Origin of the sequence: Streptomyces sp. ADI95-16 (assembly GCF_003721495.1) — a bacterium.
Lineage (GTDB): Bacteria > Actinomycetota > Actinomycetes > Streptomycetales > Streptomycetaceae > Streptomyces > Streptomyces goshikiensis.
The window spans coordinates 853,320-879,049 of the sequence record NZ_CP033581.1 but is presented as its reverse complement, the minus strand read 5'-3'; the positions used below and the strand labels follow the sequence as shown (position 1 = coordinate 879,049).

Sequence of the window (25,730 nt, the reverse complement as noted above, 5' to 3'; positions counted from 1 at the left end):
AGGAGCCACGGATGCCCGATCCCGGGCCTTCCCCCCTGCAGTCGAGCCTCCCCGCCGCCGCGGCCCGCTTCGGGACCCACGGCCACGGCCGCGGGGTCGAAGCCTTCGGCGGCGGTCCGCCCGCCCCGCCCGTCCTGCCCGCCGCGCCCCCGGCCCCCGCCGCGCCCGCCGCGCCCGTCAGGACCCCGAACCCCGCCATGGAGCGGATCCTGCGCGGCCCCAGCGGGCTGGGCACGGCAGGGCTGTTCCTGTCCCGGCGCGAAGAGCCGCCCGCCCCCGCGGCGGAGCCGGCCGAGGCGGCGTCGGGCCGTCCGGTCCCGGGCCTCTACCACCACCCGGTGCCCGAGCCCGACCCCGTACGGGTCGAGGAGGTCAGCCGCCGGATCAAGGAATGGGCGGTCGACGAGGTCGAGCTGTACCCCCCGGAGTGGGAGGACCAGTTCGACGGGTTCTCCGTGGGCCGCTACATGGTCGCCTGCCATCCGGACGCCCCCACCGTCGACCACCTGATGATCGCCACGCGGCTGATGGTCGCCGAGAACGTGGTCGACGACTGCTACTGCGAGGACCACGGAGGCTCGCCCGTCGGCCTCGGCGGGCGCCTCCTGCTGGCGCACACCGCGCTCGACGCCCTCCACACGACGAAGGAGTACGCGCCGGACTGGGAGGAGTCGCTCCACTCGGACGCCCCGCGGCGCGCCTACCGATCGGCCATGGAGTACTTCACCCGGGAGGCCACCGCCTCCCAGGCCGACCGGTACCGGCACGACATGGCCCGGCTGCACCTCGGCTACCTCGCCGAGGCCGCCTGGGCCGAGACGGACTACGTCCCGCAGGTGTGGGAGTACCTGGCGATGCGCCAGTTCAACAACTTCCGCCCCTGCCCCACCATCACCGACACCGTCGGCGGCTACGAACTGCCGGCGGACCTGCACGCCCAGCCCGCCGTGCAACGGGTCATCGCGCTCGCCGGGAACGCGACCACCATCGTCAACGACCTCTACTCCTACACCAAGGAACTCGCCAGTCCAGGGCGGCACTTGAACCTGCCCGTCGTGGTGGCCGAACAGGAGGGGTGCGACGTCCGCGACGCGTACCTGAAGGCGGTCGAGGTCCACAACGACCTGATGCACGCCTTCGAGGCCGAGGCCGCCGAGCTGGCCGCGGCCTGCCCCGTGCCGAGCGTGCCGCGCTTCCTGCGGGGCGTGGCCGCCTGGGTCGACGGCAACCACTACTGGCACCAGACCAATACCTACCGCTACAGCCTGCCCGACTTCTGGTAAGGACGGACTTATCCGTGACCAACACCGAGCTCACCATCGCCCCCGCCACCACCGCGTTCATCCCCTCCCCGGCGACGCCCTACCAGGGCGACATCGCCCGTTACTGGGACCACGAGGCCCGGCCGGTGAACCTGCGCCTCGGCGATGTCGACGGCCTCTACCACCACCACTACGGCATCGGTGACGTCGACCACGCGTCCCTCGGGGACCCCGCGGACAGCGGATACGAGAAGAAGCTGATCGCCGAGCTCCACCGCCTGGAGTCCGCGCAGACCGACATCCTGCTGGACCACCTCGGCGAGATCGGCCGGGGCGACACCCTCGTGGACGCCGGCTGCGGCCGCGGCGGCTCGATGGTGATGGCCCACCAGCGCTTCGGATGCAAGGTCGAGGGCGTCACCCTGTCGGCCAAGCAGGCCGAGTTCGCCAACGGCCGCGCCCGTGAACTCGGCATCGAGGACTCCGTCCGGGCCCGCGTCTGCAACATGCTGGGCACGCCGTTCGAGACCGGCCGGGCCGCGGCCTCGTGGAACAACGAGTCGAGCATGTACGTCGACCTGCACGACCTGTTCGCCGAACACTCCCGCGTCCTGGCGGTCGGCGGCCGCTACGTGACCATCACCGGCTGCTGGAACCCCCGTTACGGCCAGCCGTCGAAGTGGGTCTCGCAGATCAACGCGCACTTCGAATGCAACATCCACTCCCGCCGCGAGTACATGCGGGCCATGGCCGACAACCGCCTCGTTCCGCAGGCCGTCATCGACCTGACCCCCGCGACCCTGCCCTACTGGGAGCTGCGGGCCACGTCCTCCCTGGTCACCGGCATCGAAGAGGCGTTCATCAACTCGTACAAGGACGGCTCGTTCCAGTACGTCCTGATCGCGGCCGACCGGGTCTGACCGCGTCTGACCCACCGGATCCCCGGATCTCCGGAACCCCGACCATCGACGCCGGGCCCGTACCCCACGGGCCCGGCCCTCGCGTTCCGGCGCGGCGCGCCGACGCCGGGCGCCGCCGAAGACGAGGTGCGTCATCGTCTGGGGCTGCCCGCCGGGTTGTGTGGGTCAGGCGGTAACGGAGTCACCCGGTACCGCCTTTGCTGCCTTTCGCGTCACGCCATGGGCTGGAGGACGGCCTCTTCCTCGTTCGGGTCCGTGGCGAGGAATTCCGACGTGGTGACGGAATTAATGAGCAGCGTGCCGTCAGGTAACCTCTTGACCAGTCCCCGGCAGCTGAAATTCTTCAGGAAGAACCCTATCCGCGACCGGGTGGTTCCCACCATGGCGGCGAATTCGTCGTGGGTGATCCGGGCGTCGATGTGCTGCCACTGCGGGCCGTGGCCGGCGAACCGCTGCGACAGGTCGAGCAGGATCGCGGCGAGCCGGTATTCGCACTTCATGGTGACCAGGTGCTTTATGGTGCTTTCCCGTTCGCGGATCCGCTGGGCCAGGTGCTGGCTCCAGATCTCGAACAGGTCCGGGTCGTTGCGCAGGATGCGGACGAACTCGCGGCGGTTGAAGCGCAGCACGTGGCTGTCCAGCATGGCGGTCGCGGACTCCTCGTGCACGGAGGGGATGAGCGAGAGTGCGCCCAGCACGTCGCCGCGTCGACAGATGTCCAGGATGCACTCCTTCCCGCTGTGCGCACTGGTGGTCAGTTTGATGCCGCCTTGGACGATCAAGTACAGGTCGTCGATGCTCTCCCCGCAGGTGTAGAGGTTGTAGCCCCGCCCCAGATTGATGGGTGTCAACGAGATTTTGTTGTTGTCCATGTTTTGCAGCATGCGAAGATAGAGAGCAGAATTACCGTGCTTTACCTGATGCACCCGGAAAACCCCCGCCTCGTTGTTTAGGTGCTGCACCGCACGATGGTGGCCGGGGTCCGGTCGCTCTGGATGGTGCCGGACCGGACCTCGGCCACATGTGTCATCGCGGATAAATCTTCTCGTTGTTCGCCAGCATCGTGACGAATTTCTCGATGCGCTGGGCCCGTGTCTCGGCCTTCTTCGCGCTCTGGATGCGATATAGAATCGCATACCGGTTCTTGCTGTCCAGGGTTGCGAAGAAGTCCGCTGCGGCATCATTCTCCCGCAGCGCCGTCTCCAGGTCGTCCGGCACGGTCATCTTGCTCTGCGAGGCGTACGCGGCGTCCCAGCGCCCGTCGGCCTTGGCCGCCTCGATCTCCCGCCGGCCCGCGGGCCGGATCGCCCCCTCCGCCTCCAGCCGCTCCACCCGCTCCCGGTTCACCTGGGACCACGGACTCTTCTTGGTGCGCGGGGTGAACCGCTGCTGCCAGTAGAGGTCGTCGACCTTGTCGCGCTGACTGTCGATCCAGCCGAAGCAGATCGCGACGTCGAGCGCCTCCGCGTACGTGATGCTCCGCAGGCCACTGGCCTTCTTGGCGATCCTGACCCACATGCCGGGCTCGGTCTCGTGGTGCTCATCCAGCCACTCTTCCCACTGTGACGGGCTCTCGAAAAAGATGCTCGGTTCGCTCATGGGTCGGATCCAATCAGAACAAGGCGGGGCAAGAACGGTCATCACCGATTCCCGTCGCGTGCACGCGGACGGTCACGTCCGGAGCCCGAGCATGCACCCCGCCGGCCTGTACCGCGAGGGCCAGGAACCCGCTGCCGCGCACCGGCCACTGGCGGAAGGCGTACTGGAGGTGCCCGGGGCCCGCGGCGAGCGAGCGCAGGGACGGACTCCGCGTTCCGACCTCGAACTCGCAGGCGGTCATGGGGAAGCGCATACCCGTACCGATCGCCTTGAGGTACGCCTCCTTCAACGTCCAGTACCGGTAGAACAGTTCCTGCCGCCGGCCCGGCGGAGCGAGGTCGAACTCGCGCTGTTCCCCCGCCGACAGCACGGACCGGGTGAGCCGGTGCAGGGCCAGCGGCCGGCCCATGCGCTCCACGTCGACACCGCACCGCGCGCCGCGGGTCACCACGCACGCCACCACCCCCTCCGTGTGCGAGAGGTTGAACCGCAACGAGCGCGCCCAGGAGGGGTGTTGCACCTCCGGACGGCCGAGCCCGGCCCGCAGGAAGTGCCACTCGTCCGGCGCCACCCGGGGCTCGACCTCGCTGAGGGCGTGCCGCACCAGACCCCAGGCGGCCGTGTACAGGACGCGGTCCTGCGCCCGCCGCAGCCGCTCGCGCCGCACCCGCTCGGCATGCGACAGCGCCCACTCGACGTCATCGGCCGCCGGCACGGAGCCGGGAGCGGCCGCGCCGTCTGCGAGCGCCCGGCACCACACGTGCGCCACCGTTGCGGGACCTGGCATCGCGTCTGAACCTCCTAGCGGACGCGCCGGAACCGAGGGATCTCTTCCAGACATCCGTTCACTCTTAAGTGTGATCTCAGAGGCGAATCGGGACTGCGCAATTGTGCGCAGTCATCATGCGGCGATCCGGGGCATGCTCGGCGCCGTCCGGACGGACGCCGGGGCATTCCGGCAGACGGGAGAGCCGCATGGGCGTCGGAATCAGAGCCCTCCATCCCTACGTGGGACGGATCTGCGTCGACATCAGGACCCTGTACGAGACACGGGGCCACGACATGAGCCGCTTCGGCAACCTCATGATGAGCCGAAAATCGGTCAACATGCCGTTCGAGGACGCGGTGACCAACGCGGTGAACGCCGCCCTGCCGTTGGTCCGCCGGCTCAGCCCGGCCGAACGGGACCGCATCGAGGCGGTCGTGGTCGCCACCGAGTCGGGCGTCGACCTCGGCAAGTCCCTCAGCACGTACGTCCACCACTACCTCGAACTCAGCCCGCGCTGCCGCTCCTTCGAGGTCAAACAGGCCTGCTACGGCGGCACCGCCGCACTGCACACCGCGGTCGGCATGGTGCACGCCAGCCCCTACGACGACGCCCTCGCCCTGGTGATCGCCGCCGACTCCGCCGGAGTCCCGGCGCTCGGCGAGCAGTGGGAGGGCGCCGAGGGCGCCGGCGCCGTCGCCATGCTGGTCGGCCGCGAGGCCACCACGCTGGAGATCGACCTCGGCGCCCACGGCTTCCACACCTTCGAGGTGATGGACACCTTCCGCCCCGGCCCCGGCATCGACGTCGTCAACCAGGACGTGTCCATGCTGGCCTACCTCGAATGCCTGCAACGGGCCTTCACGGCGTACCGGGACCGGGTCGACGGCGCCGACATCGTCGACAGCTTCGCCTACCTGGCCTTCCACACCCCGTTCGTGGGCATGGTGCGCGGCGCCCACCGGCGGCTGCTGCGCCAGCAACGGCAAGCCGGCCAGCACGAGGTGGACTCCGACTACGAACAACGGGTGCGCCCCTCCCAGGAGTACGGCGCGGAAGTCGGCAACATCTTCTCAGCCTCGCTCTACCTGGCGCTCTGCTCGCTGATCCGCCACGGCAGCTTCCCCGAGCCCCGGCGCGTCGGCCTGTTCTCCTACGGATCCGGCTGCGCCTCGGAGTTCTTCAGCGGCGTCATCCACCCGCGGGCCGTCGAAGACCTCGCCGCGCTCGGCGTCGAGGAAGCCCTCGCCGCCCGCAGACCCCTCACCGTCGCCGAGTACGACAGCGTCGCCAAGGACGGCGACCGCGCGCAGTTCGGCGTCCGCGAGGCCGTCTTCGACCTCGACGAGTACGGCGACCTCGGCAAGGAGTTCACCGGCCGCGGGCTGCTGGTGCTGGACCGCATCGAGGGCTACCACCGCACGTACAGGTGGAGCTGATGAGCGCCCCCACCGTCGGCCCCGACGCGGGCCCCGCGGGCGCCGCGGGCCCCGCCGTCCTCGCCGACCAGGACGGGCCGGTCACCCGCCTCGTGATCAACCGGCCGCACCGCCAGAACAGCCTCACCGCCGAGGACGTGGCACTGCTGCGCGACGCCCTGGAACGCGCCGCCGCCGATCCGCGGACCCGGGCCGTGGTCCTCGAAGGCAGCGGCGGCAGCCTGTGCACCGGCATGGACCTCGCCGAGCTCTCGGCCGACGACGACGCCGACGCCGGGGGCGAGTTCTTCGACCTGCTGCGCCGGCTCACCGAGGTCCCCGTGACCGTGGTGGCGGCCGTCGACGGCCGGGCCGTCGGCGGCGGCGTCGGCCTGGCCGCCGCCTGCGACCTCGTCATCGCCACCGAGCGCAGCAGCTTCAGCCTGCCCGAGGCCCTGTGGGGACTGCTGCCCTGCAACATCCTGCCGTTCCTGGTACGCCGGGTCGGCTTCCAGCGGGCCTACGCGATGACCCTGTCCACCGCATCCGTCTCCGCCGCCGACGCACGCCTGTCCGGGCTGGTGGACGAGGTGGAGGGCCCGCACGGGCAGCAACTGCGCCGCCTCCTCGGCCGCGTCACCAAACTCGACCGGCCGACCGTCGCCGAGGCGAAGGCGTACTGCGCGGGCCTGGCGCCGATCCCCGACACCGCGCGCGCCCACGCCGGCGAGGTCTTCGCCCGGCTGCTCGCCTCACCGGTCGTCCGCACCCGGATCGACAACTTCGTCCACCACCAGCGCATGCCGTGGGAGGGGTAGACCCGTGCTGACCGCGCTCGCCTTCCCCGGGCAGGGGGCGCTGCGCGGTCACAGCGGCGCCGGCCTGCTCGACCGGCACCCCGGACCCGCCGCGCAGGCCGAGGAGATCCTCGGCCACCCGCTGCGCCCCGTACTCACCGCCGAACCCGGCAGCTCCGAGCGGCACTTGACCCGGGTCCAGCCGACCCTCTTCGTCCTGACCCGGCTCGCCGCGCTCGACCGGCCGGACCCCGACTACCTCGTCGGCCACAGCATGGGCGAACTGACCGCGCTGTGCCACGCCGGATGCGTCGACTTCGCCACCGGACTGCGGCTGGCGCTCACCCGGGCCCGGCTGATCTCCCGGTGCCCGGTGCCCGGCGGCATGCTGGCCGTCACCGGCATCGGCGCCGCCGAACTGACCGCGGTGATGGCCGCCGAGGGGTTCGCCGACCTCGACCTCGCCAACCTCAACGCCCCCGACCAGACGGTGCTGGCCGGGCCGACCGGATCGCTGCGCGCGCTCGCCGCGGTCATCCGCGCCGGCGGCGCCGCCAAGGCGACCCTGATCGACGCCCCCAACCCCGGCCACTCCCGCTACATGGCCGAGGCGGCCGCCGGCTTCGCCGAGGTGCTCGCCGGCGTCTCCTTCGCGGCCCCCCGCATCCCGGTGATCTCCAACGTGACCGCCCGGCCGCACGTCCCCGAACGGATGGCCGAGCTGCTGGCCCAGCACCTCTACCGGCCGGTCCACTGGTCCGCCAGCATGCGCTACCTGAGGACGGCCGGGGTCACCACCCTCCACCAGGCGGGCCCCGGCAGCCTGTTGCCCCGGCTGTGGGACGCCTGCGCGGTCGAGGACGACCCCGGGCGGGCCCGCCGCGACGCTCAGGAGTGAGCGGGCCGTACGCCCGTGCGCCGCTAGCGTCCGTCCCGTAACAACGACGCCGGACGACAGGGGTGAGCGTGGTGCACAGCGAGCAGGTACAGATGGTCCTCCTCTCGGCAGCCGACGACGAGAGGCTGGTACGCCTCGCCCGCCTGTACCACGACTTCCTCGTCGACGCGGGGGAGGGCCCGCGGGCTCCCGAGCTCGCCGACATCGCCTTCACCAGCCAGACGGGACGGGTGCCGCTCGGCCACCGCCTCGCCGTACTGTGCCGCACCTCCGCGGAGTTGCGCGCCGCGCTCGACGACGTGGCGCACGCGCGGCCGTCGGCGGCGGTCCGGACCTCGGTGGTGCACGTCCCCGCCGCGCACGGCGGCGCCCCCACGGTGCCGGGTGACCCCCAGGAGGCACTGGCCGCGTGGCTGGCGGGCCAGGACGTCGCCTGGCGCCGGCTGTGGCCGACACCGGCGCGCCGCGTCGTGCTGCCGCCGTACCCCTTCGAAGACACCGCGCCCCCGGCCGCCGCCCCGGCTCCGGCTCCGGCGTCCGCCGCCGCGGCTCCGGCCTTGGCTCCGGCTCCGGCTCCGGCCGCGGCCGCGGCCGCGACCCCGGCTCTGGCCCCGGCCGCTCCGGCCCTGGCCGTCGTCCCGGTGCCCGGCGCCCCGGATCCCGCTCCGGGCCCGGCTCCGGCCGCCGCCCCGGCGGCCGCCACCGACGCCTGGGCGGTGGACTACCTGTGCCGGGTGTTCGCCGAGACGGCGGGAGTGGAGCTCGCGGAGGTGCTGCCGCACGCCGCGCTGGAGGAACTCGGGCTCAGCTCCTTCCTGATCACCCGGCTGAACACGCGTCTGGAGCGGGACCTGGGCGAACGCAGCCGGACCCTGTTCTTCCAGCACGGCACCCTCGCCGCCGTCGCCGCGGTACTGGCCACCCGCCACACCGCCCCCTCAACCGCGCCGACGGCCCAGGCGGCTCAGGCGGCCCCCGCGCCCCGTTCCGTACGGCCCCGCGGTGGGGGCGGGGAGCCGCTGGCCGTTGTCGGGATCGCCGGGCGCTTTCCCGGGGCGGCGTCGTTGGCGGAGTTCTGGGAGGTGCTGCGTACCGGCGCGACCACCGTCGGACCGGTGCCCGCCGACCGGCTGCGGCCCGGCTGGCCCGCCTCCCTGATGCACGGCGGCTACCTCGCCGACGTCGACCGCTTCGACCCCCTGCTGTTCGGGATCAGCCCCCGGCACGCCGAGCTGATGGACCCGCAGGAGCGCCTCTGTCTGGAGACCGTCTGGGAGGCCCTGGACGACGCGGGCTACCCGGCCCGCCGGCTGCGCGCGGCCCACGCCTCGCGCGTCGGCGTCTACGTCGGCTCCATGTACAACGAGTACCCGTACTTCGGGGTCGAGCAGAGCCGCCTCGGCGCGCCCGCCGACAGCGGCTCCACCGTGGCCGGCATCGCCAACCGGGTCTCGTACGCCTTCGACCTGCGCGGCCCCAGCATGACCGTGGACACCATGTGCTCCGCGTCCCTGGTGGCGCTGCACCTGGCCGCCCGCGCCCTGCGCGCCGGCGAGTGCGAGGCCGCGGTCGTCGCCGCGACCAACCTCTCGCTCCACCCGAACAAGTTCCGCCAGATCGAGCGGCTCGGCGGCGCGTCCAGCGACCACCTCTGCCGCAGCTTCGGCAAGGGCGGGGACGGCATGGTGCCCGCCGAGGCGGTCTGCGCCCTGATCCTCAAACCGCTGTCCGCCGCCGAGGCCGCCGGGGACCGGGTGCACGCCGTGGTGTCCGGCACCGCCGTGCTCAACGCCGGGCGGACGAACGGCTGGATCGTACCGAGCCCCACCGCGCAGGCGGAGGTGGTCGGCCAGGCCCTGGCCGACGCCGGCCTCGCCCCGGGCGACATCGGCTACCTGGAGGCGCACGGCGCGGGCACCGCGCTCGGCGACCCCATCGAGGCCGACGGCCTGCACCGGATCTTCGGCCCGGACCGGACCGGCCGCGCCACCCTGCCGATCGGCTCGGTCAAGTCCAACATCGGCCACGCCGAGGCCTCCGCGGGCCTCGCCGGGATCGCCAAGGTGGTGCTCCAGTTCGCGCACCGCACCCTCGTGCCCTCCCTGCACGCCGACGAACTCAACCCGGACATCGACTGGGCCTCCTCGCCCCTGCGGGTCCAGCGGTCGACGGGGCAGTGGACACCGCCCGACGGGGCACCGCGCCGGGCCGGCGTCAGCTCCTTCGGCGCCGGCGGCACACTGGCCCACGTCGTCCTCGAAGAGCCGCCCGCCCACCTGGCCCCGGACGCCCCGCGGCCCGCCACCCCGGCCGCTCCCGCGCCCGTGCCCGTCCTGCTGTCGGCCTACGACAAGGACCGGCTGCGCGAGGTCGTCACCCGCCTGCTCGACCACCTGAGCGAGCACCCGCACACCGACCTCGACGACCTCGCCTTCACCCTCGCCGAGGGCCGCCACCACCTGCGCGAACGCGCGGCGGCGGTGGTCTCGGGCACCGACGAGCTGGCCGGCCTGCTGCGCCGTCACCTGGACGGCGACCCGACGGCCCTGCTCCACGGCCGCGCGCCCTCCGGCCGGGAGCCGGACGCGCCCCCGCTCACCGGGGACCCGGCCGAGCTCGCCCGCCAGTGGGTCACCGGCCGGCCGGTCGCGACCGCGCCGTCCACCGGACGCCCGCCGCGGGTCCTGCCGCTGCCCGCCTACCCGTTCGCCCGTACCCGCTGCTGGCTGCCCGAGCCGGCGGCCGCCCCCGGCCCGGCCGCGCCGGTGCCCGCGCCGCCCTCGGGGGCCCCCGGCGAGCTGCCGCTGTACCGCAGGACCTGGCACGAGGCCGGCCCCGTGACCGTTGCCCCGGGCCGGCCCGCCGGCAGCCTGCTGTGCCTGTACGGGGCCGCCGGCCGGGACCTGGCCCGCGCCCTCGTCGCCGAACTCGGCGCCGACCGCGTCCACCTGATACGGGAGGACTCCGGCGACGGAGAGGCACACGGGGTCCTCACCGGCGGCTCCGGCGCCGAACTCGCCGACCGGGCCCTCGCCGCCCACCCCGATCTGGCGGGCGTCTTCGACCTCACCGACCTCGGCCGGGCCCCCGGCACCGCCGGACCCTGGCCGGTGCGGCTCGCGCTGCTCCAGCGGCTCACCGCGACCGGCGCCGCCCGCCGGGCGGGCGGCCGGGCCCCGCTGCACGTCCTGCACGCCACCCGCGGCCGACGCGCCGTCCAGGGCGCGCCCGGCCACGACGCGGGCGCGCGGATGGCGGGGTTCGTCCGCTTCCTCGGCGCCGAGACCGGCCACCTCACCGGCGTCACCCTCGACCTCGACGACCGGGTCGGCGACCCCCGCACGGAGGTCGCCGAGCTGCTGTCCGCGCTCCCCGGCAACGCGTACGGGGAGGCCGTGCACCGCGCCGGGCGGCGCTACCTGCCGGCCCTGACCCCGCTCACCGGCCCGCCGCCCCCGGCCCTGCGGCTGGACCACTTCGGGGCGTACCTGCTCACCGGCGCCACCCGCGGCATCGGCTCCCGCGTCGCCCGCCACCTCGTCGAGAGGGGGGCCCGGCACCTCGCCCTGCTCGGCGCCCGCTCCCTGCCCCCGGCCGAGCGCTGGGACGCCCCGGACCTGAGCGCCGAGGCCCGGGCCGCCGTCGCATCGGTGCGCGCGCTGGAGGGCGCCGGGGCGCGGGTCCACGTACACCGGGGGTCCCTGCTCGACCGGGCCGGGCTCGAAGAGTTCCTCCAGGGCGTACGGGAGGACAGCGGGCCGGTGCGCGGGGCCGTGCACTGCGCGGCGGTGACCCCGGCCGTGGGGTCGTTCGCCGGGCGGGACACGGCCGACGTCCGGCGCGTCCTGGAACCCAAGGCCGACGCGCTGGAGGTGCTCTACCAGCTGTGCCTGCCCGACCGCCCCGACTTCCTGGTGGCCTTCTCCTCCCTGGCCGCGGTGGTGCCGCCGGTGGCCGCCGGGGTGCTGGAGTACGCGGCGGCCAACAGCTTCGTCGACGACTTCACCGAGCAACTGGCGCAGGTCACGCCCTGGGTGCACTCGGTCGCCTGGCCGATGTGGCGCGACAGCGGGGCGCGGCGGGGGGCCGAGAACCCGGGAGCCCGCTTCGGGCTGGACTCGGCCGGGGACGAGGAGGCGCTGCGGGCCCTCGACCGGGTCATCGCCTCCGGCACCGGCGGCCCGGTGGTGGCCCTGCGGACCCTGCGCGACACGGACCCGGGCGAACTGCTCCGGCTGGCGACCCCCGCCGGGCCGGCCGGGCCGGTGGCGGAGGCGCCCGTACCGGCGGCGCCGGCCGCCGCTCCCGCTCCGCGCCGTACCGTGCCCGCGTGGCTGACCGGCATCTTCGCGGGGGTGGTCGGCATTCCGGCCGCCGAGTTCGACCCGCTCGCCGAATTCGCCGAACTGGGGGTGGAATCGGTGATGCTCGGCGAGCTCCTCGACGCGATCGAACAGCGGGTCGGACAGGCCCTGGACCCGGCGCTGCTGCTGGAGTACAGCACGCTGCGGACGCTGGCGGTCCGGCTGCAGGAGATCCTGCCGCCGGAGGACCCGGACCCGGCCCCGGAGTCCGTGCCGCAGCCGCCGCCCCCGGCCGCCGCCGCGGACACCAACGGGCCCTGGCCGCCGCAGGAGGTCCGCGAGCCGGAGCCGACCGGCGCCGCACCCGCCGCGCCGTCCGCGTCCGCGCCCGGCGGGCCCGCGCTGCTGCCGCCCGTGTCCGTACCGCCCGCGCTGTCCGAGTCCGCGCCGCCTGCCTCCGCGCCGCCCGTGTCGCCCGCGTCCGCTCTGTCCGCGCCCGTGCCGCCCGCGCCCGGCGAGACCGCGTTCGCCGCGACGGGGTCAGCGCCCGACGCGACGGGGCCCGCCGCGCCCGCGCCCGAACGGGATGCCATCGCGGTGATCGGGATGGCCTGCCGGCTGCCCGGGGCGCCCGATGTCGGGACCTTCTGGCGCAACCTGCGCGCCGGGCACCTGGCCATCGGGGAGGTTCCGCCCGAGCGCTGGGACGCCTCCCGGTTCTACCGGCCCACTGCGGGCGCCGGCCGCACCGTCGGAAAGTGGGGCGGCTTCGTCGAGGGGATCGAGGAGTTCGACGACGGCCACTTCGGCCTGACCGAGACCCAGGCCCGCTACCTCGACCCGACGATCCGGCTGTTCCTGGAGACCACCGCCGACTGCCTGCGCGACGCCGGTCTCGAAGGGCCCGAACTCGCCGGCCGGGACGTCGGCGTGTTCGCCGGCGCGCGCGGCACCGGATACGCCGCGCGCGGCCCGATGCGCGCCGAAGTCCCCGAGTCCGACCCCAACTTCGTCGCCTCCCACGTCGGCCAGCACTTCGATCTGCGCGGCCCCCACCTGGTCGTGGACAGCGCCTGCTCCTCGTCCCTGGTGGCGATCCACCTGGCCTGCCAGAGCCTGCGCAGCGGCGAGATCGAGGCGGCCGTCGCCGGGGGCGCCAGCATCCTGCTGGACGAGGAGCCGTACCTGGAGTTCTCGGCCGCGGGAGCCCTGTCGCCCACCGGCCGGTGCTCCGCGTTCGACCGGCGCGCCAACGGGTTCGTCCCCGGCGAGGGCAGCGTCGTCCTGCTGCTGAAGCCGCTGTACGCCGCCCTGCGCGACGGCGACCCGGTGCACGGGGTCATCGAGGGCTCCGCGGTCACCAACGACGGCCGGACGATGGGCCTGACCACACCGAATCCGGCCGCCCAGGCCGCCGCCGTCCGGCGGGCGCTGCACGCCGCCGGGCGGGCCCCCGCCGAGGTCGGCATGATCGAGGCGCACGGCACCGGCACGGCGATCGGCGATCCGCTGGAGTTCCGCGCCCTGCGCACCGTCTTCGACGAGGACCGCGACGCCCGGGCCGGGCAGTGCCTGTTCGGCTCGGTCAAGACCAACGTGGGCCACCTGCTGCACGCCGCCGGTGCGGTCGGTCTGCTCAAGGCGCTGCTGGCGGTGCAGCACGGCATCGTGCCGCCGACGCTGCACTGCGAGGAGCCCAACCCCCGGCTGAAGCTGGAGGATTCCCCGTTCGCGCTGGCCACCGAGGTACGGGAATGGCCGCTGCCGGGACTGCCCCGGGTGGCCGGAGTCAGCTCGTTCGGCTTCGGCGGCACCAACGCCCACGTCGTGGTGGCGCAGGCGCCGGCGGAGCGGCTCGCGGCCGCCGGCCCGCGCCGCAGGAGCCGGCCGCCCATCGCCTTCGAGCGGCGCCGGCTGTGGCTGGAGCGGCCCGCGCCCCGGCAGCCGGAGCAGCCGGAGCAGCCCGAGCCGCAGCCGGTGCCGCAGCCGGTGCCGGTGGCGGCCGAGGCGTCCACGCCGCTCGCTGCCGCGCAGCGGTCGCCGCTGCGCCTCGCCTTCACGTGAGCGCCACCGGCGCGCCGCCCGTGGACGGCGGTTTTGGGACATCCCTCGGCCGACGGACACGAGCGGCGGCCGAAGGCATGACAGGGGACCGACCGGCCGGGTATTGTCCCGCGCCTGTGCGGGCGTCCTGAAGTCGCTTGCGGTGAAAGGTCGTTGGGTCGGACCCGCGACGAGACCAGGCCAAGAAGATCATCGAAATGCCGTATGCGGGAACACCGCACGCGCGGACTGGAAAGGGGGACGGGGGACGGCCCCGCGCGGACCGGACCCTGACTGCCCATGGCAACGTCGTCGGATGCGCAGGCCTCGGCCGAAACCGGGCTGAGCAAGAAACAGATCAATCGCGCCGTGGCCGGCGTGATGACCGGCCTCTTACTTTCCGCGCTGGACCAGACGGTGGTCAGCACCGCCCTGCCCAGCATCGTCAGCGACGTCGGCGGCCTGGAGAACCTGGCCTGGGTGATCACGGCCTACCTGCTGACCTCGATGGCCAGCACCCCGGTCTGGGGCAAGGTCTCCGACCAGTTCGGCCGCCGCATCGTGTTCATCGTGGCGACCAGCGTGTTCATCGCCGGCTCCGTCCTGTGCGGGGTCGCCCAGGAGATCGGCCAGCTGATCGCCGCCCGCGCGGTCCAGGGCCTCGGCGCGGGCGCGCTCTACGCCCTCGCGCTGTCGGTGATCGCCGATGTCGTCCCGCTCCGTGAACGGGGCCGCTACCAGGGCATGGTGGCCGGCGTCTTCGGCATCGCCACCCTGGCCGGGCCGCTCGTCGGCGGTGGTCTGGTGGACGCCATCGGCTGGCGCTGGATCTTCCTGATCAACGTACCGCTCGGACTGCTCTCGCTGTTCGTCACCGTCTCCGCCCTGCGGGTGGCCGGGGAACGCCGCCCGCACACGGTGGACTACCTGGGCGCGACCCTCGTGATCGCCGCCACCACCCCGCTGTTGCTGTACTTGAGCTGGGCCGGTGGCGCCCGCGGCTGGACCGACCCGCTCTCGCTGGGCCTGCTCGCCCTCTCCCTCGTACTCGGCGTCACCCTGGTCCTCGTCGAGCGGCGGGCCGCCGAACCCGTGGTGCCGATGACGCTGTTCCGGCTGCGGCTGTTCTCCCTCGGCTCCGTCTACAGCCTGGTGGCGGGCCTGGCGCTGTTCACCGGCGTGGTCTTCCTGCCCGTGTACTTCCAGGCGGTCAAGGGCATGTCGCCCTTCGTCGCCGGTACCGCCGTCGTCCCGACCATGATCGGTGTCGGCTTCGCCTCCGTCTACGCCGGCAACCGGATGAGCGCCACCGGGCGCTTCCGGATCTTCCCGGTGCTCGGCGCCGTCCTCCTGGTGGCGACGCTGCTCCCGCTGGGCTTCATCGACGCCGACACCCCGAGCTGGCTGATGATCCTGCTGGGCATGGTCCTCGGGGTGGGCGCGGGCTTCACGCTCCAGCCCATCATCACCGCGGTCCAGGGCGTCGTGGCCCAGGAGGACATCGGCGCGGCCACCGCGGCCGTCAGCTTCTTCCAGCGCCTCGGCTCGGCCGTCGGCGTGGCACTCCTCGGTGCCATCCTCAACAGCCGGTTCGCCTCGCTGCTCGCCGAACGGGGCGGCGCGGCGCTCGGCGTGGACGAGAAGTCGGCGGGCAGCGTCGACACCATCCGGACCCTGGCCCCGCAGCAGCGCGAGCTGGTCGTCGGGGCGTACGGCGACGCCCTCGCGACCGTGTTCCTGACCGTCGTGCCCTTCGCCGTCCTGGCGGTCGTCCTGAGCCTCCTCATGCCGGAGACCCAGATCGCCGCCGACGCCCCCGCGGAGAATGCCCCCGAGCCGGAAACGGTTTCCGAAAAAGAGCAGTGACCGTGTCTGCGCAATTCTGCGCGTCGCCGCGATCCCCGCTCCTCCTATGGTCGGCACAGCAAAAGCCGAAGAGGATCGGAGATCGCGGTGAACGAGATTATGAGGCCGGCGAGCCACCAGGTCGACAGGCCAGAGAGCCAATTGCTGCACTCGGGTAATGCGGGATTCATCATCTCGCGTTATGCCCATTTCAAGCCGGGGCACGAACAAGAGGGCCTGAATTTCGTCGGCGAAGTCCTCAAGCACATGAACAAGGCCGACCTCAACGGCATGACGTTCTTCTTCTTCCAGAAGGCGTTCGGCGACCAGGCCAAGCACCACTGGTTCATCAACATGAAGAGCCCGCTCGACTACGCCGCCAGCCTGGAGATGGTCGACCACGACGAGACCACCAAGGTCCTCCTGGAGGACGGCGTGGTCTCCGACGACGGCGGCTTCGGCAGCTGGGGCAGCGCCGTCGAGCAGGGCTCCATCACCGAACACATCCTGGTCCCGCAGCACGGCCTCGACTACAGCCACGACGAGGAGCACGAGGCGTGGGTGCCGGAGGCCTGGCGGCAGACCGCCGTGCCGCAGGAGGAGCAGCTCAACTCCGCCAACGCCCCGCTGATGGTGCACCGCGTCGCCTACGCCCGGTACCCCACCCGCAAGGAGGCGCGGTACTACGCCTTCGCCTGGCAGAACTACGTCAACGAGCACCTGCGGGGCAAGGTCACCGCGTACCTGTACGAGGAGACCTTCGGCGCGATGGACCGGCTGCACATGCTGATCCACCTGGCCTCGTACGAGGCGTGGGAGGAGCTGCGCAACCTGCCGCACCGCGACCCGGAGTTCCGCAAGCTGCTGGAGCGGCAGATGATCTCCCCGGAGAAGGGCGGCGGCACCGGCGCCCAGGCGTTCGTGCCCGGGGGAGTCACCGACACCCTCCTCGTCCCGCGCCAGCTCTGACGCCGTGCGCGCGTTGCTCTTCGCCGGGCAGGGCAGCCAGCGCCAGGGCATGGGCGCCGAGGTCCTCGACGCCTTCCCCGAGCACTGTGCCCTGGCCGACGACATCCTCGGCCTCTCCATCCGGGAGCTGTGCCTGCACGGCGGCGACCGGCTCCGGCTGACCCGGTACGCCCAGCCCGCCCTGTTCACCGTCCACGCCCTCACGTACCTGGCGGGACGCGAGGAACAGGGGGAGCCCGACGTGGTCGCCGGTCACAGCCTCGGCGAGTTCAACGCGCTGATGGTGGCAGGCGTCCTGGACTTCGCGGGCGGGCTGCGGCTCGTCGCGGAGCGCGGCAGGCTCATGGGCGAGGCCGACGGCGGCGCGATGGCCGCCGTCCTCGGCGCCGGTCTCACCGGGGTGGAGCGGACCCTCGCGGCGTCCGGCCGTACGGACGTGGAGGTCGCCAACGACAACTCGGCGACCCAGGTGGTGATCTCCGGGACGGCCGCCGGCGTGTCGGCCGTCACCGCGCTGCTGACGGCGGGCGACCCGGCGATCCGCTGCGTGCCGCTGCCGGTCAGCGCCGCCTTCCACTCCCGCGAGATGGCCCCGGCGGCGCGGGCGTTCGCGGCCGTGCTGGCCGGAACCCCACTGGCGCCGCCCCGGCTGCCGGTGATCTCCAACGTGACGGCCCGGCCGTACCCGCCGGGCGAGCCGGTGGCCGCGCTGCTGGGCCGCCAGATCCGCTCCCGGGTGCGGTGGACCGAGACCATGGAGCACCTGCTGGACTCCGGGGTGGACGAGGTGACGGAGATCGGCCGCGGCCGCACGCTCACCGGCTTCTGGCGGGAAGCGGCCGCCACCCGCCGCCCCCCGGCCGCCCCCGGCCGGGCGACGCCGGCCTCCGCCCCCGCCGTCCCGGCCCTCGCCGTCCCCGGCCGGGCGACCCCGGCCCCCGCCGTCCCGGCCGCTCCCACGGCCCCGGTGGCGTCGGCCGTCCCGGCCGCTTCCACGGCCCCGGCGGAGCCGGCCGGCTCCGGGCTGGGGTCGGCGCGGTTCCGTGAGGTCTACCGCAGCCGGTACGCCTACGCCGCCGGATCGATGTTCCAGGGCATCGCCTCCACCGACCTGGTGGTACGGATGGCCGGGGCCGGGCTGTTCGGCTTCTTCGGCACCGGAGGACTGCCCCTCTCCGGGATCCGGGCCGCGCTGGACGACATCGGACGCCGGCTGCCGCCCGGCGCCCCGTACGGAATGAACCTCCTGCACGACATGACCGACGGCGCGGGGGAGCGGGCCACCGTCGACCTCTTCCTCCGGTACGGGGTGCGGTACGTGGAAGCCGCCGCCTTCACCCGCGTCACCGCGCCACTGGTGCTGTACCGGGCCAAGGGCGCCCACCGCGACCCCGGCGGGCGGCCGGTCGCCGTGAACCAGGTGCTCGCCAAGGTGTCCCGGCCGGAGGTCGCGCGGCAGTTCCTGGCCCCGCCGCCGCCCGAACTCCTCGACCGGCTGCGCGCCGAGGGCGCGCTGACCGCCGAGGAGGCGGCGGCCGCGGCCGCGCTGCCGGTCGCCTCCGACCTCTGCGTGGAGTCAGACTCCGGCGGCCACACCGACGGAGGGGTCGCGCTCGCGCTGCTCCCCACCTTCGTACGGCTGCGCGACCGCGCCGCCGCGGCCGCGGACGGGGAACCGGTACGGGTCGGCGCGGCGGGGGGCATCGGCACCCCGGAGGCGGCGGCCGCCTGCTTCCTGCTCGGCGCGGACTTCGTCCTCACCGGCAGCGTCAACCAGTGCAGCCCGCAGGCCGGCACCTCGGACGCGGTCAAGGACCTGCTCGCCGGGCTCGACGTGCAGGACGTCACCTACGCGCCCGCCGGCGACCTGTTCGAGCTCGGGTCGCGGGTCCAGGTGGTGCGCAGGGGCACCCTGTTCCCCGCCCGCGCCAATCAGCTGTACGAGCTCTACCGCAGGCACGCCCGCCTGGAGGACATCGACGCCCGGACCCTTGCCACCCTGGAACGCGGCTGCTTCGGCAGACCGCTGGCCGAGGTGTGGGACCGGACCGCGCGGCACTACCGGGACACCGGCCGCCCGGAGATCGTCCACGACGCCGAGCGGGACCCCAAGCGGCGGATGGCCCTCGTCTTCAAGTGGTACTTCGCCGAGTCCTCCCGGGCGGCGCTGGCCGGCGCCAAGGAGAACTCCGCCAACTTCCAGGTCCACTGCGGCCCCGCGATGGGCGCCTTCAACCGCCTGGTCGAGGGCACCGCGCTGGAGTCGTGGCGGCGGCGCGACGTCGACGCCATCGCGGACCTGCTGATGACGGGCGCCGCCGAGGTGCTCGCCGCCGCCCGCTGACCCCGGCCGGCCCGGCCCGGCCTTGCCTTGCCTGGCTCGGCCCCGGCCCCGGCCCGGCTCGGCCCCGGCCCGGCTCGGCCCCGGCCCGGCTCGGCCCCGGCCCGGCTCGGCTCGTCCCGGCCTGGCCTGGCCCCGCCAAGCCCTACCCCGCCCCGCCCCGCTCCGAACGAAGGGAAGAACACCCATGGACACCGCCCGGCCCACCGCGACGACCGCCCAGCACCAGGTGAGCACGCCCCCGGACAAGACCCTCGACACGGCCACGGCCGGGGCCGTGCTGTGGCGTACCGCCCAGATCCGGGCCGGTCACGGACCCCGCGCCCGGGCGGCCACCCGCGCCCTCGCCGAGGACTTCAACCAGGAGTACGAGGGCGTGGCCACCGCGCTCAGCTTCGAGGACGGCTTCGGCACCCGGGGGCGGCTGCACTGGCTGATCCACCTGCGCTCCCTCCAGGACTACACCGCGCTCACCCAGCGCGGCGCCGACCGGGGGAGCGGCGTCTTCGGGCGCGCCGCCGGGGAGGACGACGGCTGGGAGGAGCTGTTCGAGGCGGGCAGCGTGCGGGAGACCGTCCTGCTGCCGCACCGCTGGGGCATCTTCGGCACCGCCACCGAGGCCATGATGCAGCAGCGGATCGACCCGATCGAGTCCGTGGACGGCCGGAGCCGCTTCCGGCTGCTGCCCGCCGCGGAGCAGACCTCGCTGCCCGTCGAGTCGCTGCTCACCAGCGCGTCCGCCGGCCTGCTGATGCACCGCACGGCCCAGGTGCACTACGCCTACCGCGCAGAGGCCCGGGTGCTCGCCCGGACCCTGGCGGAGACGTACAACCTCAACGCGAAGGGCCGCACCTCGGTCCTGATGTTCGAGGAGGCGTTCGGGCAGATGGACCGCATCCACTTCTTCATCCACATGGCCGACATCGAGGCCTACCAGGAGCTGATGGCCCTGGACGCCAGCCCCGACCCGACCGCGCCCCGCGCCTCGTACATCCAGGACTGGATCTCGCCGGAGCGCGGCGGAGGCACCTGGGACAAGATCGTCATGCAGGACAGCACGCGGGACGGCCTCCTCGTGCCGCGCACCTTCGGCTGAGCCCGCGAAACGGCGACGGCCGTGTCCCCCGCCCCGCGAACGCGGGGCGGGGGACACGGCCGTCAGGCGTGCCGGCTGCCGGTCAGCCCGCCATCGTGGTGATGCAGAACGGGTAGCCGGCCGGGTCCAGCAGGACCGTCCACTTGCCCTCGCCCGGCTGGTACTCCGGCTTCACGGCGCCCAGGTCCACCAGTTCGGCCTCGGCCTTGTCCAGGTCCTCGACGCTGAAGTCGATGTGGAGGCGGTGGGCCGCCTCGGGCCAGGCCGGGGGCGCGTACCCGTCGATCTTGACGAAGCCGAGGCGCATGCCGTTCTGTCCGGCCAGATAGGCCGCCGTGTCACTGCTGAAGATCTTCTGCCACCCGGTCGCCCGGGCGTAGAACTCCGCCAGGGATTCCGGGTCGGGACAACTCACCGTAATGGCTCCGGGCTGAGCGATCGCTGCCATGGAAAGAACCTTTCACGCATGTGTTCCTGGAAGGCTGTAAGGGTGCAGCCGCTCGCAGTCTTGCATATCCGCGGCGGGGGCGGGACGCCACGATTCGCCGGACAACGGCCTTGCGGCAGCACACTATTGAGCATGCACCGCCTTTGCCCGGCCTTACCGTCGGATCATGACCGAAAACCTGGAACGTATGCCTGAGGACTGGGAGAATGCCCTCGTCCTTGCCGCCCACCCGGACGACATCGAGTTCGGTTCCGCCGGCGCCGTCGCCGTGTGGACCCGAAAGGGGCGTGCCGTCTCCTACCTGCTGGCCACCCGGGGCGAGGCCGGGATCGACGGCATGGCCCCCGAACAGGCCGCCGGGGTCCGGGAGGCCGAGCAGCGGGAGGCCGCCTCCCGGGTCGGGGTCACCGAGGTCGAGTTCCTCGGCCACCCCGACGGGGCGCTGCGCGCGGGCGAGGCGCTGCGGGGCGACCTGGTGGCCGCGATCCGCCGCCACCGCCCCGAGCTCGTGGTGGTCTTCAACCACCACCGGCGCACCGGCACCGGCCGGTGGAACGCCCCCGACCACCGGGAGTTCGGCATGTGCGCGCTGGACGCGCTGGTGGACGCGGGGAACCGGTGGCTGCTGCCCGGGGCGGGGGAGCCGTGGTCGGTGAAGTACGTCGCCGTGGCGAACTCCCCCGAGCCCACCCACGCCGTGGACATCTCCACCGGCCTGGACGCGGCCGTCGAGTCGCTGGCGGCGCACGCGAGCTACCTGAAGGGACTCGGCCACCCCCCGGAGGCCGTACGGCCCGCGGTGAGCGGGCAGGCGCAGTCGGTCGGCGCCCGCTTCGGCGGCGTGCCCGCGGCGGCCTTCGAGCTGATCCCCCGCTGATCCGCCGCTGACCTCCGGCCGACCGGGACCGCTCGACGCCGCCGCGGGCACGGGAGGCATCAGACCGGCTTCTCGGCGGCGGTCAGCCAGCACGACCACGCCTGCCGGCGCACCCGCTGGGGCTCCGGCAGCGCGTGGAGCTGCTCCAGGATCGGCGCGACGACCTCCGCCGCCCGGGCGGGATCCAGCTTCTGGAGGAACGGCACCTGGCGGTTGGTGATCAGCGCGATGAAGGTGTCCGGGTCCATCCCGCTCTCGTACTCCGGCTCCAGAGCCTGCCGCAGCACCCGCAGGCCGGCCTTCTCGGCCGCCGTCCGGACCGCCTCCGGCTCGTCCGGGCGGGCCGGCTGCATCGCCTGCACCTGCCGCAGGATCAGCACCAGGTCGTCCGCCTCGGCCACGGGATCGCCGTGCCGGACCACCACGCGCCCGCCCGGCCGCAGCACCCGCGCCGCCTCGGCCAGCGCCGCCGGCATGTCGGGCATCAGGTGCAGCGCGTGTACGTACACCACGTTGTCCTGGGAGCCGTCCTCGAAGGGGAGCGCCATCCCGTCGCCGATCAGCAGCTCGCCGCCGAAGCGGGTCGCGGCGACGTCCAGCATCGGCTGGGAGACGTCCACCCCGCGCACGGTGTGCCCCAGGGCGGCCAGGCCGGCCGCCACCACCGCCGTGCCGACGCCGACTTCGAGCACCGAGCCGGGTGCGAGATGCGTGGAGATGGTGGCCGCGGTCATGTGGCCGCGCCCCTCGCCGCCGCGCGCCGCGTCGTAGTTGGCGGCCATCTTGTCGAACTTGACGGACTCCGTCATGAGGTCACTTCCTCGTCGATGGGGCTGATGGGCTTGATGAGTTTGATGGGGTGAGTGGGGCCGCCGCTGTTGACCAGCGGACCTCGCGCGGGCCGCCCGCTGCCGGTGGGCCCTTGTGCGGGTCGTCGAGGAACGCCCCGCACACGGCGGCCACCACCTCCGGGCGGTCGAGCATGCTGTAGTGCGTCGCGCCGACGAGCAGGCCGTGGCCCGCCGTCAGCAACGGGACCAGCGCCGCCGGAGGTTCGGGCGCGGCCACCCGGTCCAGCTCGGCGCCCAGGGACAGCAGCGGCGGCAGGCCCGCCGCGGCGGCCGGGATCGGGTGCCGCCACAGCTCGGTCAGCTGGCGGCTGTATCCGGCCAGCGCCCGCGCGTCCCGGAACGGGCGTCGCAGTACGGAGTCCAGGCCCGGCGGCGTCCGCGCCAACACCTCGACGGCCGCCAGGTGTTCGTCCCGCGGCAGCGGTACGGGGACGGCCTCGCCGCCCAGCGCCCGCAGCGCCCTCGCGGCCCGCCCGGGGCGCGCCGCCACCGAGGCGCACACGGCGCCCAGGTTGCGCTCGTACGCGGAGCTCGGATCGCTCCCCGCCCTCGGGTACGAACCGTGCAGCAGTACGGCCGCCCGTACCGCCGCCGGACGCCGGTGCGCGTACTCCACCGCGATCTGCGCTCCCGAGCACCACGCGATGACGTCGCAGCGGTCCGCGCCCTCGGCGGCGAGGACCGCGTCGAAGTCGGCCAGCTGACCGGCCAGGGTCCAGGTCTGCCCGTACGGACCGGTTTCGCCCGCGTCCCACATCACCACCCGGCGGCCGGGCAACAGCCGGTCGGCCAGCGGGTACCAGACCTCGTCGGTGTGCCCCAGCGCGGTGAGCAGCACCAGCAGAGGTCCCCGCCCGCCGGCCCGGTAGCGCACGGCGCGCCCGGAGTGCCGTGCCACGCGGTGGTCCATGGCGCGGGCCAGGTGCGCGGCCCGGGCGGCCCGGAAGGCCGCGCGCCGGTCCTGTCGGCGGCGCCAGCGCTCCCAGTCCCCGGCCGGACCGGAGTCGCCGGAGCAGCCGGTCCCGTCGGCGCGGTCGGCCCGGTCGATCCCACCGGTCCCACCGGTCCCGTCGGCGCGGCGGCGGCGGTCCAGCAGGTCGTCCACCGCCGTGAACTCCCGCGCGGCCACGGCCGACAGCCGCACGCCCAACGCGGCGGCGACCGCCCGCGCCGAACCGGCCGGCGGGTCGCTCGCGCGCAACGGGCGGCCGTCGAAGTAGTCGGGGGCCCTCCGCGTCACCTCGACGAACGTCCGGTGCGCGGCGGTCAGGAACGACTCGATGGTCTCGGACATGATCCTCCAGCTCTCCGGCCGCGGTCCGAGCATGATCGGGCCGTTGCCGGGGTGCTGCTCAGTAGTGAGCGGCACGGCCCGCCGGGCACCGGTTCTCTGTGCGGGTCACCGAAGAGGGAAGGGCGCCGTGGAAACGATCCGATACGAGATCCTGGAAAAGATCTTGCGTGCCCAATTGCCCGCGCTGGAGCGGGAGGCGGTGATCCCACAGGACCTGCCGCTCGCCACCGTCGGACTGGACTCGGTCGCGACGGTCGTCCTGATGGACACCCTGGAAGACATCTGTGGCGTGACCTTCCCCGACGAAGCGATCGCCCCGGCCACCTTCCGCACCCCGGGTTCGCTGTGGGCCGTCCTCGGCCGGCTGGCGAGCGGCTGACCGGGTGGCCGCCGAGGAAGTGGTGCTGCTGGACCAGTGGTTCGACCGGGGGCGCGCACTCGCCCCCGGCGGCCCGGCCCTGCGCGTGGCCCAACAGACGCTGACCTACGAAGAATTGGACGCCGAAGTGACGGCGCTGGCCGGCCCGCTCGCGGCCGCCGGCTGCCGCCGGGTCGGTGTCCTGGCGGCGAAGAGCGTGACCGCGTACGCCGGATTCCTGGCCGCCCTGCGCGCCGGGGCCTGCGCCGTCCCGCTCGCCCCCGACGCGCCGCCGGACCGGCTCGCCGCCATCGCCGCGGCGGCCGGTCTCGACGCGGTCGTGGTGGACACCACCGGCGCCGCCGCGCTCCCCGCCCTGCTGCCCGGGCTCGCGCCGGGCACCGTACTCGTCACCGCCCTGCCGGAGCCGGCGGACCTGCCGCCCGGGATCCGGCTGTGCCGGCCCGGGCCGCCCGGCCCCCTCCGGGTCGCCGGGCGCGGCCCCGACGACCTCGCGTACCTGATGTTCACCTCGGGCAGCACCGGTACGCCCAAGGGGGTGCCGATCCGGCACCGCAACATCAGCGCCTTCGTGCGCACCGCCCTGGAGCGGTACGAGGTCGGGCCGGGCGACCGGTTCAGCCAGATCTACGAGCTGACCTTCGACCTCTCGATGAGCGAACTGTTCCTGGCCTGGGGCTCCGGGGCCTGCCTGTGCGTGCTCAACCGGATCCAGGCCCTCTCCCCGGCCCGCCTCGCCGACCAGCGGATCACCGTGTGGCACGCCACGCCGAGCCTGGCCGCCTCGCTGCACAACGCCGGCCGGCTGCCACCGGGCTGCCTGCCCGACGTCCGGACCACCGTCTTCTGCGGGGAGCCGCTCACCAGCGGCACCGCGCGCGCCTGGCACGGCGCCGCCCCCGGCTCCGTCATCGACAACCTGTACGGCCCGACCGAGGCCAGCGTCGCCTGCATCGGCCACGTCTGGGACGCCGACGGCCAGCCCGACGACGCCACCGTGCCGATCGGCCGGGAGTTCCCCGGCGTCCACACGCTCGTCGTCGGCGCGGACGGCGCCCCCGCCGACACCGGCGAACTCTGCCTGCGCGGCGAGCAGGTCTTCACCGGCTACCTGGACCCCGCCGAGGACGAGGGCAGGTTCCTCGACCACGAAGGCCACCGCTGGTACCGCACCGGGGACCTGGTGCGCCGGGACGCCGGCGGGCTGACCCACCTCGGCCGGACCGACACCCAGGTCAAGGTCCAGGGCTACCGGGTGGAGATCGGGGAGGTGAGCGCCGCGCTGCGCGCAGCCGCCCCGGGCGCGCAGGTCGCCGTCCTCACCGTCGACGGGGACACCGGCCCGCAACTGGTCGCCTGTCTGATGGGCGGACCGCCGGTGGCGCAGGCCGACGTGCTCGGCCGGGCCGCCCGGCGGCTGCCCGCCTACATGCTGCCGCGCATGCTCTGGTGGCTTCCGGAGCCCGTTCTCAACGCCAACGGGAAGATCGACCGGCCGCTGCTGCGGCGGGCGGCGGAGCGGCGGCTGGCGTCGTCCGCCCCGTCCCCTTCCGCCCCCACTCCGTCCTCGTGACCCCGGTCCGCTCAGATCTGAGCGGGCACCGGCGTCCCCACCCATGATGC

General features: G+C 73.9%; 19 protein-coding genes. 13 read left to right on the top strand and 6 right to left on the bottom strand.

Annotated elements, in window-relative coordinates; genetic code table 11:
- The first annotated feature begins 11 nt into the window (after positions 1-11).
- Together EES41_RS04165 and EES41_RS04160 are read left to right on the top strand one after the other, a co-directional pair.
- Positions 12-1,283: a family 2 encapsulin nanocompartment cargo protein terpene cyclase gene (locus tag EES41_RS04165; protein WP_123075750.1), complete on the top strand. Its 1,272-nt coding sequence runs from the start codon at positions 12-14 to the stop codon at positions 1,281-1,283.
- 14 nt (positions 1,284-1,297) lie between these two features.
- Positions 1,298-2,182, top strand: a complete 885-nt coding sequence (locus EES41_RS04160) for a geranyl diphosphate 2-C-methyltransferase (protein WP_123075748.1) — start codon at positions 1,298-1,300, stop codon at positions 2,180-2,182.
- Positions 2,183-2,394: 212 nt separating this feature from the next.
- Here EES41_RS04160 and EES41_RS04155 read toward each other — a convergent pair whose 3' ends face one another.
- From EES41_RS04155 to EES41_RS04145, 3 genes are all read right to left on the bottom strand, one after another.
- A complete protein-coding gene (locus tag EES41_RS04155; RefSeq protein WP_158074262.1) occupies positions 2,395-3,054 on the bottom strand; it encodes a Crp/Fnr family transcriptional regulator in 660 nt (219 codons plus the stop codon).
- A 154-nt stretch (positions 3,055-3,208) separates the two neighbouring features.
- Complete coding sequence (locus tag EES41_RS04150; protein WP_037795280.1) at positions 3,209-3,781, bottom strand: YdeI family protein; 573 nt, start codon at positions 3,779-3,781, stop codon at positions 3,209-3,211.
- A gap of 13 nt (positions 3,782-3,794) precedes the next feature.
- Positions 3,795-4,568 (bottom strand): 4'-phosphopantetheinyl transferase superfamily protein, encoded by a 774-nt coding sequence (locus EES41_RS04145; protein ID WP_164495742.1) that lies wholly within the window; start codon positions 4,566-4,568, stop codon positions 3,795-3,797.
- A 188-nt stretch (positions 4,569-4,756) separates the two neighbouring features.
- Between EES41_RS04145 and EES41_RS04140 the strand changes: the two genes are divergently transcribed.
- The 8 genes from EES41_RS04140 to EES41_RS04105 all read left to right on the top strand — a co-directional run bounded on the left by EES41_RS04140 (position 4,757) and on the right by EES41_RS04105 (position 20,258).
- Complete coding sequence (locus tag EES41_RS04140) at positions 4,757-5,986, top strand: hydroxymethylglutaryl-CoA synthase family protein (protein ID WP_123075741.1); 1,230 nt, start codon at positions 4,757-4,759, stop codon at positions 5,984-5,986.
- Positions 5,986-6,783, top strand: a complete 798-nt coding sequence (locus EES41_RS04135; RefSeq protein ID WP_123082247.1) for an enoyl-CoA hydratase-related protein — start codon at positions 5,986-5,988, stop codon at positions 6,781-6,783. Before EES41_RS04140 ends, EES41_RS04135 begins: the two co-directional genes overlap by 1 nt.
- Positions 6,784-6,787: 4 nt before the next feature.
- Entirely contained in the window at positions 6,788-7,660 is an 873-nt protein-coding gene (locus EES41_RS04130) for an ACP S-malonyltransferase (protein WP_123075739.1), read from the top strand.
- Positions 7,661-7,731: 71 nt separating this feature from the next.
- Positions 7,732-14,028 (top strand): SDR family NAD(P)-dependent oxidoreductase, encoded by a 6,297-nt coding sequence (locus EES41_RS04125; protein ID WP_164495741.1) that lies wholly within the window; start codon positions 7,732-7,734, stop codon positions 14,026-14,028.
- Positions 14,029-14,307: 279 nt separating this feature from the next.
- On the top strand, positions 14,308-15,873 hold the full coding sequence (locus EES41_RS04120) for an MDR family MFS transporter (RefSeq protein ID WP_250569617.1): 1,566 nt from the start codon (positions 14,308-14,310) through the stop codon (positions 15,871-15,873).
- Positions 15,874-15,972: 99 nt separating this feature from the next.
- Entirely contained in the window at positions 15,973-16,821 is an 849-nt protein-coding gene (locus EES41_RS04115; RefSeq protein ID WP_250569620.1) for a DUF6039 family protein, read from the top strand.
- 4 nt (positions 16,822-16,825) lie between these two features.
- Positions 16,826-19,165: an ACP S-malonyltransferase gene (gene fabD / locus EES41_RS43765; RefSeq protein ID WP_123075731.1), complete on the top strand. Its 2,340-nt coding sequence runs from the start codon at positions 16,826-16,828 to the stop codon at positions 19,163-19,165.
- Positions 19,166-19,349: 184 nt separating this feature from the next.
- Entirely contained in the window at positions 19,350-20,258 is a 909-nt protein-coding gene (locus EES41_RS04105) for a DUF6039 family protein (RefSeq protein ID WP_123075729.1), read from the top strand.
- An 82-nt stretch (positions 20,259-20,340) separates the two neighbouring features.
- Here the strand turns inward: EES41_RS04105 and EES41_RS04100 are convergent, their stop codons facing one another.
- The gene (locus EES41_RS04100; RefSeq protein WP_008744093.1) at positions 20,341-20,706 is read right to left on the bottom strand and encodes a VOC family protein; all 366 of its coding nucleotides are present in this window, start codon (positions 20,704-20,706) and stop codon (positions 20,341-20,343) included.
- A gap of 166 nt (positions 20,707-20,872) precedes the next feature.
- On the opposite strand from EES41_RS04100, the gene EES41_RS04095 reads away from it, so the two are divergent.
- Complete coding sequence (locus EES41_RS04095) at positions 20,873-21,583, top strand: PIG-L deacetylase family protein (RefSeq protein ID WP_073794140.1); 711 nt, start codon at positions 20,873-20,875, stop codon at positions 21,581-21,583.
- Positions 21,584-21,642: 59 nt separating this feature from the next.
- Here EES41_RS04095 and EES41_RS04090 read toward each other — a convergent pair whose 3' ends face one another.
- Positions 21,643-22,392 carry a class I SAM-dependent methyltransferase gene (locus EES41_RS04090; RefSeq protein WP_123075727.1) on the bottom strand — a complete coding sequence of 250 codons (750 nt, stop codon included), beginning with the start codon at positions 22,390-22,392 and terminating at the stop codon, positions 21,643-21,645.
- Positions 22,393-22,396: 4 nt separating this feature from the next.
- Positions 22,397-23,728: an alpha/beta fold hydrolase gene (locus EES41_RS04085; protein ID WP_164495740.1), complete on the bottom strand. Its 1,332-nt coding sequence runs from the start codon at positions 23,726-23,728 to the stop codon at positions 22,397-22,399.
- Between the two features lie 127 nt (positions 23,729-23,855).
- On the opposite strand from EES41_RS04085, the gene EES41_RS41280 reads away from it, so the two are divergent.
- Entirely contained in the window at positions 23,856-24,107 is a 252-nt protein-coding gene (locus EES41_RS41280; protein ID WP_053065725.1) for a phosphopantetheine-binding protein, read from the top strand.
- Positions 24,108-24,111: 4 nt separating this feature from the next.
- On the top strand, positions 24,112-25,680 hold the full coding sequence (locus EES41_RS04075) for an amino acid adenylation domain-containing protein (RefSeq protein ID WP_216827241.1): 1,569 nt from the start codon (positions 24,112-24,114) through the stop codon (positions 25,678-25,680).
- The last annotated feature ends 50 nt before the right edge of the window (positions 25,681-25,730 follow it).

Excerpts from the sequence above, each read along its gene's own strand:
- EES41_RS04100 (WP_008744093.1), bottom strand. The coding sequence starts at position 20,706 with ATGGCAGCGATCGCTCAGCCCGGAGCCATTACGGTGAGTTGTCCCGAC.
- EES41_RS04165 (WP_123075750.1), top strand. The coding sequence starts at position 12 with ATGCCCGATCCCGGGCCTTCCCCCCTGCAGTCGAGCCTCCCCGCCGCC.
- EES41_RS04090 (WP_123075727.1), bottom strand. The coding sequence starts at position 22,392 with ATGACGGAGTCCGTCAAGTTCGACAAGATGGCCGCCAACTACGACGCG.
- EES41_RS04135 (WP_123082247.1), top strand. The coding sequence starts at position 5,986 with ATGAGCGCCCCCACCGTCGGCCCCGACGCGGGCCCCGCGGGCGCCGCG.
- EES41_RS04145 (WP_164495742.1), bottom strand. The coding sequence starts at position 4,568 with ATGCCAGGTCCCGCAACGGTGGCGCACGTGTGGTGCCGGGCGCTCGCA.
- EES41_RS04140 (WP_123075741.1), top strand. The coding sequence starts at position 4,757 with ATGGGCGTCGGAATCAGAGCCCTCCATCCCTACGTGGGACGGATCTGC.
- EES41_RS04155 (WP_158074262.1), bottom strand. The coding sequence starts at position 3,054 with ATGGACAACAACAAAATCTCGTTGACACCCATCAATCTGGGGCGGGGC.
- EES41_RS04120 (WP_250569617.1), top strand. The coding sequence starts at position 14,308 with ATGGCAACGTCGTCGGATGCGCAGGCCTCGGCCGAAACCGGGCTGAGC.
- EES41_RS04150 (WP_037795280.1), bottom strand. The coding sequence starts at position 3,781 with ATGAGCGAACCGAGCATCTTTTTCGAGAGCCCGTCACAGTGGGAAGAG.
- EES41_RS04085 (WP_164495740.1), bottom strand. The coding sequence starts at position 23,728 with ATGTCCGAGACCATCGAGTCGTTCCTGACCGCCGCGCACCGGACGTTC.
- EES41_RS04105 (WP_123075729.1), top strand. The coding sequence starts at position 19,350 with ATGGACACCGCCCGGCCCACCGCGACGACCGCCCAGCACCAGGTGAGC.
- EES41_RS04115 (WP_250569620.1), top strand. The coding sequence starts at position 15,973 with ATGAGGCCGGCGAGCCACCAGGTCGACAGGCCAGAGAGCCAATTGCTG.
- EES41_RS04095 (WP_073794140.1), top strand. The coding sequence starts at position 20,873 with ATGACCGAAAACCTGGAACGTATGCCTGAGGACTGGGAGAATGCCCTC.